The sequence below is a fragment of the Hyunsoonleella pacifica genome (assembly GCF_004310335.1).
Lineage (GTDB): Bacteria > Bacteroidota > Bacteroidia > Flavobacteriales > Flavobacteriaceae > Jejuia > Jejuia pacifica.
Window position 1 is genome coordinate 486736 of record NZ_SIRS01000005.1, and the last position, 14912, is coordinate 501647.

14 protein-coding genes are annotated in these 14912 nt (G+C 32.2%); 7 read left to right on the forward strand and 7 right to left on the reverse strand.

The features are described from left to right. Positions 1-7: 7 nt before the first annotated feature. Together EYD46_RS14100 and EYD46_RS14105 are read right to left on the reverse strand one after the other, a co-directional pair. The gene (locus tag EYD46_RS14100; protein WP_130937817.1) at positions 8-874 is read right to left on the reverse strand and encodes a DUF58 domain-containing protein; all 867 of its coding nucleotides are present in this window, start codon (positions 872-874) and stop codon (positions 8-10) included. A 109-nt stretch (positions 875-983) separates the two neighbouring features. After that, entirely contained in the window at positions 984-1985 is a 1002-nt protein-coding gene (locus tag EYD46_RS14105; protein ID WP_130937878.1) for an AAA family ATPase, read from the reverse strand. Positions 1986-2227: 242 nt separating this feature from the next. On the opposite strand from EYD46_RS14105, the gene EYD46_RS14110 reads away from it, so the two are divergent. The 3 genes from EYD46_RS14110 to EYD46_RS14120 are packed head-to-tail and all read left to right on the forward strand — an operon-like array spanning position 2228 to position 5249. After that, on the forward strand, positions 2228-2980 hold the full coding sequence (locus EYD46_RS14110) for an SDR family NAD(P)-dependent oxidoreductase (RefSeq protein WP_130937818.1): 753 nt from the start codon (positions 2228-2230) through the stop codon (positions 2978-2980). Continuing rightward, positions 2981-4081: a hypothetical protein gene (locus EYD46_RS14115; protein ID WP_130937819.1), complete on the forward strand. Its 1101-nt coding sequence runs from the start codon at positions 2981-2983 to the stop codon at positions 4079-4081. A 34-nt stretch (positions 4082-4115) separates the two neighbouring features. Then, positions 4116-5249: an ATP-binding protein gene (locus EYD46_RS14120; RefSeq protein WP_130937879.1), complete on the forward strand. Its 1134-nt coding sequence runs from the start codon at positions 4116-4118 to the stop codon at positions 5247-5249. 194 nt (positions 5250-5443) lie between these two features. Here EYD46_RS14120 and gldC read toward each other — a convergent pair whose 3' ends face one another. Both gldC and gldB read right to left on the reverse strand, forming a co-directional pair. Continuing rightward, complete coding sequence (gene gldC, locus EYD46_RS14125; RefSeq protein WP_130937820.1) at positions 5444-5779, reverse strand: gliding motility protein GldC; 336 nt, start codon at positions 5777-5779, stop codon at positions 5444-5446. Further along, positions 5779-6741, reverse strand: a complete 963-nt coding sequence (gldB, locus tag EYD46_RS14130) for a gliding motility lipoprotein GldB (RefSeq protein WP_130937821.1) — start codon at positions 6739-6741, stop codon at positions 5779-5781. The genes gldC and gldB overlap by 1 nt, the downstream gene beginning before the upstream one ends. Before the next feature lie 91 nt (positions 6742-6832). On the opposite strand from gldB, the gene nadE reads away from it, so the two are divergent. Together nadE and EYD46_RS14140 are read left to right on the forward strand one after the other, a co-directional pair. Then, positions 6833-7621, forward strand: a complete 789-nt coding sequence (gene nadE, locus EYD46_RS14135) for an NAD(+) synthase (RefSeq protein ID WP_130937822.1) — start codon at positions 6833-6835, stop codon at positions 7619-7621. 113 nt (positions 7622-7734) lie between these two features. Next, on the forward strand, positions 7735-8361 hold the full coding sequence (locus EYD46_RS14140; protein ID WP_130937823.1) for a response regulator: 627 nt from the start codon (positions 7735-7737) through the stop codon (positions 8359-8361). Here the strand turns inward: EYD46_RS14140 and dnaG are convergent. The 3 genes from dnaG to EYD46_RS14155 all read right to left on the reverse strand — a co-directional run bounded on the left by dnaG (position 8356) and on the right by EYD46_RS14155 (position 13659). Further along, positions 8356-10314: a DNA primase gene (gene dnaG, locus EYD46_RS14145; protein ID WP_130937824.1), complete on the reverse strand. Its 1959-nt coding sequence runs from the start codon at positions 10312-10314 to the stop codon at positions 8356-8358. The genes EYD46_RS14140 and dnaG overlap by 6 nt on opposite strands. A gap of 107 nt (positions 10315-10421) precedes the next feature. Continuing rightward, positions 10422-11516, reverse strand: coding sequence for an ABC transporter permease (locus tag EYD46_RS14150; RefSeq protein WP_130937825.1), 1095 nt, complete (start codon positions 11514-11516; stop codon positions 10422-10424). 7 nt (positions 11517-11523) lie between these two features. Beyond that, a complete protein-coding gene (locus tag EYD46_RS14155; RefSeq protein WP_130937880.1) occupies positions 11524-13659 on the reverse strand; it encodes a carboxy terminal-processing peptidase in 2136 nt (711 codons plus the stop codon). A 173-nt stretch (positions 13660-13832) separates the two neighbouring features. Here EYD46_RS14155 and surE point away from each other — a divergent pair, with 173 nt between their 5' ends. Then, positions 13833-14621: a 5'/3'-nucleotidase SurE gene (surE, locus tag EYD46_RS14160; protein WP_130937826.1), complete on the forward strand. Its 789-nt coding sequence runs from the start codon at positions 13833-13835 to the stop codon at positions 14619-14621. Further along, the gene (locus EYD46_RS14165) at positions 14622-14903 is read left to right on the forward strand and encodes a hypothetical protein (protein ID WP_130937827.1); all 282 of its coding nucleotides are present in this window, start codon (positions 14622-14624) and stop codon (positions 14901-14903) included. Positions 14904-14912 lie beyond the last annotated feature (9 nt).

Below are 14912 nucleotides of genomic sequence, written 5' to 3' on the forward strand. Positions count from 1 at the left end.
AAATTCTTTATCCTCTTCTTTTAAAATAACCCAATAGTTTTTTTACGTAGCTTTCATCTACACGACAATCTATTGTTCCTGCTCCTGACCGTGAGAATGTTTCTTTATAATAGTTTACTTTATCTCTATAAAACCTCGAATAGTTTTGTCGTACTTTCTTAGACGTAGTATTAACCAACATTAACTCTCCTGTTTCTTCATCTTGCATTTGTACTACTCCAAGATTTGGAATGTCTTCTTCTCGTTTATCATAAATTCGGATGCCAGTTACATCGTGTTTACTAGACACAATTTTCATAGTACGTTCATAATCGTCTGCAATAAAATCAGAAAGCACAAATACAATGGCTTTTTTCTTCATTACATTGGTTAAAAATTTCAATGCTTCGGCAATATTAGTTTGTTTACTCTCTGGCTCAAATTCTATCAACTCTCTTATAATACGAAGTACATGTGAGCGTCCTTTCTTTGGCGGGATATACAACTCTATCTGATCTGAAAATAAAATTAAACCTATTTTATCATTATTCTGAGTAGCTGAAAATGCTAGTGTTGCTGCAATTTCAGTAACTATTTCATTTTTAAATTGTTGCTGAGTACCAAATAATTCAGAACCCGAAATATCCACCATTAGCATCATAGTAAGTTCGCGCTCTTCTTCAAACACTTTTACATAAGGCTCATTGTATCTTGCTGTAACATTCCAATCTATACTCCTTACATCATCTCCAAATTGATATTGACGAACCTCGCTAAAAGTCATACCACGCCCCTTAAAGGTAGAATGGTATTCTCCTCCAAAAATATGATCAGACAACCGCCGTGTCTTGATCTCAATTTTGCGTACTTTTTTTAGTAATTCTTTAGTATCCATCTTTTCAGTTTGCAGTGTTCAGTATGCAGTTAGCAGTCCTAAATTAGCATTCAGTATAAGTTTTCAGTGGATTGAATACTGAAGACAAAGACTGAATAATGCCGACTATTTATGGTACCTCTATTTCGTTTACAATTTTGTTGATGATATCTTCTGAAGTTACGTTTTCAGCTTCTGCTTCATAGGTAATTCCTATTCTATGACGAAGTACATCATGAACCACAGCACGAACATCCTCTGGAATAACATAACCTCTACGCTTAATAAAGGCATAGCACTTCGCTGCAGTTGCTAAATTAATACTTCCACGAGGCGAAGCTCCAAAAGAAATTAATGGTTTTAAATCGGTAAGTCTATATTTTTCTGGGTAGCGCGTAGCAAATATGATATCTAAAATATATTTCTCAATCTTCTCATCCATGTACACCTCTCTTACTACTTCTTGAGCCGTTAATATCTGTTTTAGAGACACTACTGGGTTTACTTTTTCAAAGGCACCTTTCAAATTGGCACGAATAATCATTTGTTCTTCGTCCAGTTTGGGATAATCAATTACAGTTTTCAGCATAAAACGGTCAACTTGCGCTTCTGGTAACGGATAAGTTCCTTCTTGCTCTACTGGGTTTTGTGTTGCCATTACTAAAAATGGCTTATCTAATGTAAAAGTTTCATCTCCAATAGTAACTTGCTTTTCCTGCATAGCTTCTAATAAGGCTGATTGTACTTTCGCTGGTGCACGGTTTATCTCGTCTGCCAAAACAAAGTTTGCGAAAATTGGTCCTTTTTTAATAGAGAAATCGTTCTCCTTCATATTGTAAATTAGAGTACCTGTAACATCAGCAGGTAATAAATCTGGTGTAAACTGTATTCTACTAAAACTACCATCCACAGCTTGAGAAAGGGTGTTAATAGCCAAAGTCTTTGCTAATCCTGGCACACCTTCTAATAAAATATGACCGCGACCTAAAAGCCCTATAAGCAAACGTTCTACCATGTGCTTTTGCCCAACAATAACTTTATTCATTTCTAAAGTCAGCAAATCAACAAATGCACTTTCCTTTTCTATCTTCTCGTTAATAGACTTAATATCAATTGTACTCGTTTCTTTCATCATTTTTAAGTTTTAAACTCTACTTCTATGCTATTTTTTAGCGGAATGCAAATTGTTAAAATTTTTATTTTAATTCTGTTAAAAATAGGTTAAAAAAAATGGTAAAATAGGATGAATCCTGACTTTAACCAATTATTATGATAAGTTTATCTTAAATAAAATTATATCGTGAATAACTATTAATTAATTCTTTTTACTCGGATTTGTTTTACTTGTATTTTAGAGACAATTAAACTATTAAAATGAAGAAAACAGCTTTTATTACTGGCGCTACTAGCGGTATTGGGGAAGCCACAGCTTACGAATTTGCTAAACACGGTATCAGATTAGTACTTTGTGGTAGGAGATTAAACAGACTAAACACCATAAAAGAAGCCTTAGAACGATTAACCGATGTACATATTTTAAATTTTGATGTGCGTAATAGAGCTGAAACTTTAAATGCAATAAGTACACTCCCTGAAGATTTTAAACAGATTGATATTCTTATAAATAATGCTGGAAACGCCCATGGCTTAGACCCTATTCAAGAAGGTAACTTAGATGATTGGGATGCCATGATGGATATAAATGTAAAGGGATTGCTCTATGTGAGTAAAGCGATAATCCCACAGATGACAGCCAGAAAATCTGGGCACATTATTAATATAGGATCATCTGCAGGTAAGGAAGTGTACCCAAAAGGGAATGTATATTGCGGCAGTAAACACGCTGTTTTAGCAATTACGGAAGGTATGCGAGTAGATTTAAATCCGTTTGGAATAAAAGTAGGAGCTGTAAATCCAGGACTGGTAGAAACTGAATTTTCTCAAGTACGATTTAAAGGTAAGAAACAAGCTGATAGTGTATACACTGGCTTTAAAGCTTTGCAAGCAAAAGATGTAGCTGAAGTAATTTATTTTGCTGTATCGAGACCTCCACATGTTAACATAGCAGATGTTTTGATGTTTTGTACGGCACAGGCTAATAGTGTAACGGTTAAAAAAGAGTTTTAAATGGCTAAAAATATCACGTATTTACTTGGAGCTGGCGCAAGTTTTAATGCTTTACCTTTGGTTGAAGATATACCTAGACGACTTGAAGGTTTCTCATACGCATTCCATATAAACAATTTTGATCATACAATTAAACATCAACAAAAATCAAATATAGCCGAACAACACTTATTTAGGTTTAAGACAATTGACGAACAAAAGATAGAGTTCGAAAAGATTAAAAACTTTCACAGAGATATTCTTTGGTTAAAAGATGAATCTCGCAATCATACCAGTATTGATACTTTTGCCAAAAAGCTATACCTACAAGAAAATACTAGTGATTTAAAGAAACTAAAGTATATTTTGTCATGTTTTTTTATATATGAACAGACTTATTATTTTGATAATAGATATGACAGTTTTTTTGCCTCAATATTAGAAAGTCTCACTGAAATACCTAATAATTTAAAAGTTTTATCTTGGAATTGTGACTCACAATTAGAAATAGCTTTTAGTAGATTCTCTAACACAACCATTAAAGAAAGTAGAGAAATTTTAAATATTTTTTCAAAGGGGAATAAGGTTGATTCTTCGAAAACAAATCTTGTTGATGAGCTAAACATCTTTAAAATTAATGGAACCACAAGTATATTAGATAAGGAAAGTAAAAACTATAATTTGATTCTGGATTATAACATTGACAAAGTTAAACTTGTTTCAAGTTTTTTAGAGATTTATGGTAGTAGAACATTGTTTTCAACTCATGAACCTAATATGTCTTTTGCTTGGGAAAATTTTTATGAAGAATTGAAATTTTATAGTAATCTTCGAGATTCTATTGTAAATACAGATATACTAATAGTTATAGGGTATTCATTTCCATTCTTCAATAGAAAAATTGATAAATTCATTTTGGATTCAATGGACAATTTGAAAAAGATATATGTGCAGGATCCATATAATGCTGAAGAAGTAATCGAAAAAATAAAAGAATTAAAACCATGGCAAGAACAAGCCTCATCCTTTAATGGCTCAAGTCTAGAGACAACAACAGTGAACAAAATACAATTTAAACCTATAAAATTTGATAAACAATTTTTTATACCAATAGAATTTTAAAAATAAGATTCCTGCCTCCCCAGGAATGACAGCTATGATCAACAAACGCCTTCTAATAAAACACCTTTTAGCTCATAATGATGAAAACAGTTTTTATGATAAAAAACGAAAAATAGACATCAGCCATAAAGAAGGTAAAGCTAAGTTTTTAAAACATATTTGTGCATTATCCAATAGTAACCCAAAAAACAATTCATACATCGTTATTGGTGTTGAAGATGAGGATAACAAAATTATTGGTGTAGACTTTTTTGATGATAGTAAAATTCAAAATCTTATTAATGCGTATTTAACTCATCCTCCTATTGTACAATATGAGAATATTCCTTTCCCTCATTTACCAGATGATAAAGTAATAGGTTTAGTAACTATTAGACCTACAGGTATACTAACCTCTTTGCGAAAAAATATATGGAAATATTATGGTGGTGCTGTATTTTTTAGAGATGGGAGTATGAGCATGCCCAAGGTATTTGAAAGCGATATTAAGGATGTGAATTCTAAAATTGTAGAAGCGATTGAAATAAATGCGCAAAACAATATAGAACATACTTTGGATGGCGTAATGGATTTTATGAATACCCGTAAAGACTTTAATGCCCAATACAAAGTGTTTAAAGAATATTTTGTGGTATGTTGGGCAGGACAAAAAAAGACTATTAAAAATGAAAAATTTTACTCAAGAGTAGATATTGAATTGATAAATGAACAGGTTCGTTTGTTTTTTTCTGCACTAGATGAAGTTTCTATAAAAATAACCGAGAACACATTTGAAATTATAGAGTTTGTTAATTTAGGATTCCAAAAAAGTTATAAGTATTATCCACTAGAAGAAACCATTATTAATTTTCAAGATAATGCTAACTATAATATTGAAACCAAATTACTATTTGAGCCACCTCAATTTAATAAAAAAACATTACATCATATTTACAACACAAATAATGCGCTTTTAGAAAAATTAAAAAAAGGATTACGTTTAACTGAAACCGAAACTTTGGATCTAAACAGTCTTCCTTCTACATATTTAATTTGTTATCTAAATGATTTTGAAGATGCTATTGATAGATTACAAGAGGTAAAACCTTATTTAAAAACACAAAATAAAGACACCTATTTGCTATATAAAGAAGCCATGCGAATTTTAAGAAAAGTGAAGTACAATTAACATTTGTTAATAAATTTAACTCTAACTTAACATAAAACTGTCTCAAAACATAAAAAAAGCAGTACATTTGCACTGCTATTAATCATTTAATCAAACCTTGTGCTCCAAATCGAAACAGAGTATCAAGGTTTTTTCTTTATTAAGGTCCAATTATTTTTGTAAATATTAGAGTGTAGATATAATTAAATACCCAATTACTTCTTCAGTTCTAACTTCTCAGCAAAATAATCGCAAAAATCTTTCATTGTAGCCGTCATTTTTTCATCTTGTGTTGCCCGATTAAATGTATTAGCCATAGCTACAAGAGTTTGATGGAAAAATATTTTCATATCATCAACCGGCATATCTTTAGTCCATAAATCGATACGTAGCATTTCTTTGGCTTTATCATCCCAAACAGATAGCATCATTGCTTTTGCTTCAGCATTAGTTATACCTCCATCTTGTGCAGTCCAAAATAGCTTTTCTGGCACACGATTTTCATCTAGTTCAACATTCAACTCTATCTTTGATTGTATTGTTTTTGCCATTATTTACGTGGTTTAAACTTAGAATTATTAAAAATATCCTGTGGTTGTGTTTGCAGCATTTTCTTTAAAGAAATAGTATTGTTTTTCATATATGCTCTTACTATTTGCCAGCCTATGTACTGACCAATACGTCCAGGAGAATTAGTATCTATTTCTTCTAAATAAAATTTACTAAAAGGAGCGGAATTTATAAATCTATTCGGCAACTTACCATCAGTGCTATAAAGTAACTCTCGCTCTACAAAATAACGCCAAATATAATGTTCATTTGTTCTCGCCCAATCTAGCTCTTCATTTGTATATCCAATGCGTTGAGCTTCTGTTTTGTTTGGCACCATTACATCTTTAAAATAAAGCTGCTTTCCAAAATAAATCATTTCACTCAATAAGGTTTTTCTCTGAGGCTGATATATATACCTTTTTGAATACTCCTTAGCCATATCTACTACAATCAAATCATCCTGAAAATCACGTTTTATAAAATTCTGAATACCTTCGTAGAAATAATGTTCTTTTCCTAAATATGTATCCAGAGCTATTAGCGCAATAGTATCAGTAATAATTACCTTATTTCTGTAATCTACATTTGAAGTTGTTGTAATAATGCGCGGTGGTTTAAATTCAGGAAAATAATATTTTAAATGATTAAATAAAGTTTCTATCTCAAGTTCAATATCATCAAGTCTTTGAAATTTTTCTCCTATTTCCCTTACTAATTCTTGTTGCAGCGTATCATTCATTTTGGTTATCCAAAACGAATCTTCATACTTCCCTGAAAACATAAACGGATAAGCTTGCTTTATTTTAGGCAAATCACTCTCTTTAGCATTTCCGAAAAATTGATCAAAACGCTCAACAGCAATATCAATATTTATATCGGCAATGGCCTTTTCTTGTTTGTTTTCATCCTTACATGAAAATATAAGAATAGTAACAAAAACAGCAAACAATATATTTTTCATAAAAATCTAAACGCTCTAAATTTTTATAAATTGAGAGTATAGGTTATTTTTGTTTGCAAAGGTAGTATTATCATATTTAATTTCCCCTGCTATGCAAACAGAAAAAGTTGTAAATCATATTGTAAACTGGTTAAAAGAATACGCTACAAATGCTGGTGTTAATGGTTTTGTAGTTGGTATTTCTGGAGGTATTGACTCTGCTGTTACTTCAACTCTTGTTGCAAAAACTGGTTTAAAAGTGTTATGTATTGAAATGCCTATTCATCAAGCCACAAGTCATGTTTCCCGAGCCCATGAACACATAGCTCAACTTAAAAAACGTTTTAATAATGTTGATGATACACGTGCTGACTTAACTCCTGTTTTTGAAGAGTTTAAAACCGAAGTGCATCTAGACGGAGACCAAACTACAGTTGATATGGCTTTAGCGAACACTAGAGCTCGTTTACGAATGACAACACTTTACTACTATGCGGGTTTATACGGTTTATTAGTAGCTGGCACTGGTAATAAAGTTGAAGATTTTGGTGTTGGTTTCTATACTAAATATGGAGATGGTGGTGTAGATTTAAGTCCGATTGCTGATTTATTAAAATCTCAAGTATACCAACTTGGCAAGTTTTTAAAAGTGCCAGATACTATTATTAATGCTGCACCAAGTGATGGTTTGTTTGGTGATGCTAGAAGTGACGAAGACCAAATAGGTGCTTCTTATCCTGAATTAGAATGGGCTATGAAAATGGATGATGAAGGAAAAACTGAAAGCAATTTTTCGGGTCGAGAAAAAGAAGTTTTTAAAATATACAAGCGCTATAATACTAATAATAAGCATAAGATGATTCCTATTCCTATTTGCGAAATCCCTAGTGATTTAATGTAAGTGTTGTAATATCAATATTTTTTTTAGTATTTTTGTGCATTGGGGCATATTCCCTAACCTTACGCTATGATTCTCTCAAAAAAAAACCGTCATAGCTAATAAAACCCTAAGATATGATTAAATTATTGATAGCGGACCCTCATCCTATTATCAGAAAAGGACTTGAGCATTTGTTTTCCGCTTCTTCTGACATTGAAATTGTTGGGAGTGTTGACAACGGCGAAGCCGTATTAGAATTTCTGAAAAAGGAATCAGTTGATGTACTTCTCTCTGAAATTGATTTACCTAAACTTAATGGATTAACTGTTTTAAGACATTTAAAATCTGACTTCCCTGACATTAAAGCATTAATGCTTAGTGCACAGCCAGAAAATGTTTATGGTTTTAACTCCATTAAAGCAGGTGCTTCTGGTTACATTTCAAAAAATGAAAATGTAATTACCATAAATGAAGCTGTAACAAAAGTACATAATGGAGGGATTCATTTAAGTAACGAACTAACTCAAGAGTTAGCTTTTGGTACTAGAACAAACAAAAACGGTAGGTTCTTTAAAAAACTATCCACTAGAGAAACAGAAGTTTTAAAACTTTTGGCTATTGGAAAGAAAAACAAAGAAGTTTCTAAAGAATTAAACATTAACGAGAAAACAGTAAGTACTTACAAAGCTCGTTTAATGAAAAAGCTGAAAGTTGACAACTTAGTAGATTTAGTAAATCAGGCTAAGTTTTTAGACTTATAGTACACGATTAAGTTTTCTAGATAACAACATTTTTAAACTAGAATACTCTTTAACTTCTTCGAGCACAGATTTGTTTATTTCAGATTTGTGCTCGATTGTTTTTTGCTGAAACTCAACCACTTTTTGTTCTATTAAAAAACAACGTAAACTTAGAATAGTTTCTGCAACTAATTGGGCAACTGTTTGTGTTTTTTCTTTAGGGAAAATATTTTTACGATGCCAATCGCTCAAACTATAACGCTCATCTTCCATTAAGATATTGGTTATCTCGTTTGCCATAGAAGCATCAACGGTATTAATAAAAGTTTTAAGTTCAAATTCTGGACTTTGATTTAATTTATCAATAATTGTATAATACAAATGCTTAAACTGTGGATTAGAGAATTCCATTTCGTCTTCTTGTAAGTCTAAATAAATTTTCTCAAAGACTTTTGCTTTCTGAATTACAGGCTCTAAAAGTAATTCGCCTTCCTCTGTTTCTTTTAGTACTAAATCCTCAAAATCCTCTGTTCTATCTCCATAAAGTAATAGCACTTCTATTATTTTTCGTTCTAATAGATATTGAACATCAACTTTTTTAATGGGCTGCTGATGTTTTATTACTTCAAAACTTTTTTGCTCTTGTTGAAATTTTTTGGTTTCGGTATCTCGTTCCTTTTGGTTGATTTGAGCTAAAGTAGTAAATAGCACTTCTTCGCTAATGTCCATAATGCGCGCACATTCTTGAACATAAACCTCCTTTTTAATTGTATCTGGTATTTTAGATATGCTATTTACAATATCTCTAATAGTCTCCGCCTTTTTAATAGGATCTGATTTAGCATCCTCATATAAAATAGAAGCCTTAAACTGAATGAAGTCTTTAGCATTTTCCTCAAGATATAGTGTTAATTCTTCAAGTGTATTCTGCTTTGCAAAGCTATCTGGATCCTCTCCTTCAGGAAACGTACATACTTTTACGTTCATGCCCTGCTCCAAAATTAAATCAATACCCCGAAGCGATGCACGCATTCCTGCTGCATCTCCATCAAAAAGCACAGTAATATTTTTGGTTAGGCGATTTATTAAGCGGATTTGTTCTGAAGTTAATGCTGTCCCAGAAGAAGATACCACATTTTCTATTCCTGCTTGATGAAATTGGATGACATCGGTATACCCTTCAACCAAGTAACAATTATCTTCTTTTGCAATTTTTTGCTTAGCATCATAAATACCATAAAGCACTTTGCTTTTATGATAAACAAGACTTTCTGGAGAATTTAAATATTTTGCAGCTTTTTTATCATTCACTAAAATACGACCGCCAAACCCTAAAATACGGCCGCTCATACTCTTTATAGGAAACATGACACGCCCCTTAAAACGATCAAATTGTTTTTCTCCCTTTACAATGCTAAGTCCTGTTTTTTCTAAAAATTCTAATTGATAGCCTTTTTTTAATGCTTCGTCTGTAAAGGCTTGCCATTCATCAAGCGAATAACCTAAGTCAAATTTCTTTATAGTCTCTTCGGTAAAACCACGCTCTTTAAAATAGCTTAAACCAATAGATTTTCCTTGATCTGTCTTATGTAATATCTTTTGAAAATAGGTGTTTGCAAACTCGTTAACCAAATACAAACTTTCCCGTTCATTAGCAGCTTCTTTTTGTTCGTTACTCTGTTCGATTTCCTCTATGTCAATATTATACTTTTTTGCAAGGTACTTTATAGCTTCTGGATAAGTAAAATGTTCATGCTCCATTAAAAAAGCAACAACATTCCCTCCTTTGCCTGTACTAAAGTCTTTCCAAATCTGTTTTACAGGAGACACCATAAAACTTGGAGTGCGTTCATCACTAAACGGACTCAAACCTTTATAGTTGCTCCCTGCTTTTTTTAGCTGCACAAAATCTCCAATAACCTCTTCTACTCGAGCGGTTTCAAATACTTGATCTATGGAATGTGCTGCTATCAAATTTTTAAATTTATAGGAAATGTAAATGTACTACTAAAGTATTGATTTTTGAAATTTGACTCTACAAGAAAAAAGAAGCATTCTTAAGGTAAAAGTATTTTTAATACTTACCCCTTAACATCCAATGCATCCCTCAAAGCATTACCAATAAGCATAAATGCCATAACCAAAGTCATGATACAGAGTCCTGGTATCATTGCTAAATAGGGTTTTCCTAGAATAATATAATTATAGTGATCTTTTATCATTGCACCCCAACTTGCCATTGGTGGTTGTGCACCTATGCCTAAAAAGCTTAATCCGCTTTCAATCAAAATAGCGGCAGCAAAATTTGCAGCAGAAATCACAATAATTGGAGCCATAATATTAGGTAAAATATGCTTAGTAATAATTCTATAATCGTTGTAACCCAAAGCTTTTGCTGCAGTTACATATTGCATTTCTTTGGTGCTAATTATTTGCCCTCTTACTACTCTGGCTACCTCAACCCACATGGTTAACCCCACCGCTATAAACACTTGCCAGAAGCCTTTTCCTAAAGCTAGAGTTATCGCAATAACCAATAATAGTGTTGGGATAGACCAGGTTACATTAATTATCCACATCACAATAGCATCTATCCTACCTCCAAAATAACCTGCTAGACTCCCCATTATAACACCAATAATTAATGAGATAAACACCGCTACAAAGCCTATGAAAAAAGAAATTCTTGCGCCTACTAAAATCCTACTTAATAAATCCCGACCATATTTATCTGTACCAAAAAGAAATGTTTTTTCTTTAATAAACGTTTTAACCTCCGCATTGGGAAAATTTGATAGTGGGATTACTTTTTCAACACCTTTTAATCCGTCTGAGGCATATTCTATATAGGACAGATTACTATCTATGATACTATACTCAGATATCGGCACTTCAGTATCTGTATTTTTAATACCAAAGAATAATTTACTTAATAGATTTTGCTCATTTTTGATCTGAGATGGTACGGTAAGCATAGATGCTTTAAATCCAGGTGGTTTAGAATGTATAGACAAGTGCATTTGGTTGGCATACTGTGAGTTATCTGGCGCAATAACATATGCAAAGATGGATATTAACCCAACACATACAATAAAATAAAAACTAAAAACGCCCCAAAAGTTTTTTTTAAACTTTTGGAGCGCTAGTTGTCTCAGTGAATTTGGTGTATTACCCATTTAAGGTTTAGTCTTTTACCTTAGCTACCTTTTTTATACTGTACGCCATCTTTAAGTCTTCAAGTACATTTACAGCTTCTTCAACATAAACATCCTTACTTAAATTCTTATACCAGCGTTCTCTTTTATCTTTTAAACTAGTTGTATCACTTTCAAATAGTTGCTTTTCAAAACTTGTTGGTAAAAAGGTTAAATTGGTTTTATATTTTGAAATTGCATCAAAACGCTTTGCTTCTTCTTCATTCAACTCAATTTGTTGCTTATAAGTATTATAGTTCAAAGAAAACTCTGTCTCATCAATTTGATTTTTAACCCACTTAGCATTCTCTTCTATTAGTTTTAGCTGATTATTATTACTCATACGCTCCTTACTTTTACTTATAGCTTTGTCGTAATCAAAATAATTATCCCAAGTTTTATAACTAGCTGGATCTATTTCATCATAAGGTAATGGATTGTCTTTTTCTTTTTCTCCTACTTCAATAAAACTAAAACGTCCAGGGACTTGCACATCACTCTTTACGCCTTCTAATTGTACTGAACCACCGTTAATTCTATAATACTTTTGTGTGGTAAATGCTAAAGCTCCTAAATCTCCACTAGTATTATTCCTTACTGCATTATTTAAGTTGTATACATTTTGAACGGTTCCTTTTCCGTAGGTTTGCTTACTACCAATTACTATAGCTCTTTTGTAGTCTTGCATTGCAGCCGCCATAATTTCAGAGGCAGAAGCCGATAATTCATTTACTAAAATTACCAATGGACCATCCCAAGCAATAGATTCATCTCTATCTCTAAGTACTTCTTTAGGTGCCCCTGTAGATCGTACTTGTACAACTGGTCCTTCTTTTATAAATAACCCTGCCATATCTACAACAGCTGGTAGAGAACCTCCACCATTATTTCTTAAATCTAGAATTAATCCTTCCATACCTTCAGCTTTCAAACGTTCTATTTCTTTTCGAACATCAATAGCTGCATTTAAATTTTTATAGTCTTGAAAATCTACATAAAACCGTGGTAAGTTAATAATACCATATTTTTTTTCATCCTTTTCAACAACAGAAGCTTTAGCATAGGTTTCTCCCAACTCTACAACATCACGTACAATGGTTACATCTTTTATGGTACCATCTACTTTCTTAATAGTTAAAGTTACTTTTGTCCCTTTAGGTCCTTTAATATATTTTACGGCATCACTAATACGCATACCAACTATATCTATACCTACTTCTTCATCTTCTTGCTTTACTTTTAATATTATATCTTCAACTTCTAGTAATTGACTTCTCCATGCTGGACCACCAGAAATAAGCTCAACTATTTTAATATAATCCATACGCTTAGTTAAACGCGCACCTATACCTTCTAGTTTACCAGACATTTGGGTATCAAAACCTTCCTTATCTGTAGGAGCCAAATAATATGTATGTGGATCAAATTCTTCTACAATGGCATTTACATACATTGAAAACCAATCCTCTCTAGTTAAATCATCAACATTATCGTTAAAATAAATATCTATAGATTTTAATGTGGCTTCTCTTGCTTCTTTTTCAATTTCAGCTTCAGTTTTCATGACATACGATGGATCTTTTTCTTTTGCTTGCTTCTCTTGCTGCACTATATCATCATAGTTAGAAAGTGTTGAAAACTTCAATTGTTTTCTCCAACGTTCTGTCATTTCCTTTTTACTATTTACAAAATCTATTTTATCGTAATCTGTATCAAATGTCTCATCTATAGTGTAATCAAAAGGCTTTGATAATACTTCTTTATAAATAGTTTTCGCCTCTTTAATACGCTCTGTCATACGCACATGTACTAAATTAAAAAACGAAATATCATAAGCTTTTAATTGATCGTCTATTTTGGTTTTGTATTGTTGAAAGTCCTTGTAATCAGATTTGTAGAAATAGCGCTTTACAGGATCAATCTTCTCTATATAATCGTTAAACAATCCTTCTGAAAAATTATCATCTAATCTAATCGGATCAAAGTGCCCGTTTTGCAATATATAAGTTATTACCTGTAATAATAATTTATCTTTATCAGTATCATCAAATCTTTTCGAAGTGAAACTACAAGAAGCGAATGCTAAAAGTAGTACCAATAATAAAACCTTATAATTCTTTTTCATCATATCCTTCATAATCTTAAATAAAGCTATTTAATTTATTTATCAATTCACTAAAGTACAGAAAAAACCGTGCCATTGAACGGATAAGCCGCTAATTTTTTGTTAAAGCAAACAAAACAAGGGTTTACATAAGAATTTATGTATTTTAGCACTGCTTAATAGCAAGCTTATTTATGTTAAAAAAACCTTTGATTTTAGTAACAAATGATGATGGTATTACCGCCCCAGGTATTAGAACTTTAGTTGATGTAATGCTTTCTATTGGAGATGTTGTAGTGGTTGCTCCCGATAGCCCCCAAAGTGCAAAAGGGCATGCTATTACTATAGATTCTACCTTGTATGTTGAACAAATTGAAGTCCCCAACAAAACACACTTGGAATACACCTGCTCTGGCACACCAGCAGATTGTGTGAAATTGGCAGTTAGAGAAATTTTGGATAGACGCCCTGATATTTGTGTGTCTGGAATTAATCACGGTTCAAACTCATCAGTAAACGTTATTTATTCTGGTACGATGAGTGCCGCTATAGAGGCAGGTATTGAAGGTATTCCTGCTATTGGGTTCTCTCTTTTAAACTATAAATGGAGTGCTAAATTTAATGCATGTAAAACCTTTGTTAAAACAATTACAAAAAACGTATTACAACATGGTTTACAGGAAGGGGTTGTACTAAACGTAAATATCCCTGATATTCCTGAAACTGACATAAAAGGCGTAAAAGTGTGTAGACAAGCAAGAGCCAATTGGCTAGAGGAGTTTGATAAGCGTAAAAATCCCCAAGGGAGAGATTACTATTGGCTTACTGGTAAGTTTGTAAATTTAGATGGTGGTAAGGATACAGATGAATGGGCATTAGAAAATAATTACGTTTCTGTTGTACCGGTTCAGTTTGATTTGACAGCGCACCACTTTATCAAAGATTTAAACACTTGGAATTTAAATGACACTGAAAATAACTAAATGAAAAAAGAACTTACAATAGGTATTTTGATTGGTTTAATAGCCAACGCTATCGGATTATTTATAACAGCTAAAATCCTTGGTAATGGTGACGACTTTACTACTGTTGTAAAAGCAGCTTATAATGAAGGCTTCTTAGGAAAACTTATTAGTTTAGGCGCTGTTTTAAATCTTATAGCATTCTTTATTTTTATAAAGAAAAAACAAGACTATCGTGCCAGAGGTGTTTTACTTATCACAGTATTTATAGCTGTATTTACGTTTGTAATTAAATTATTTTGATTCTCTTTT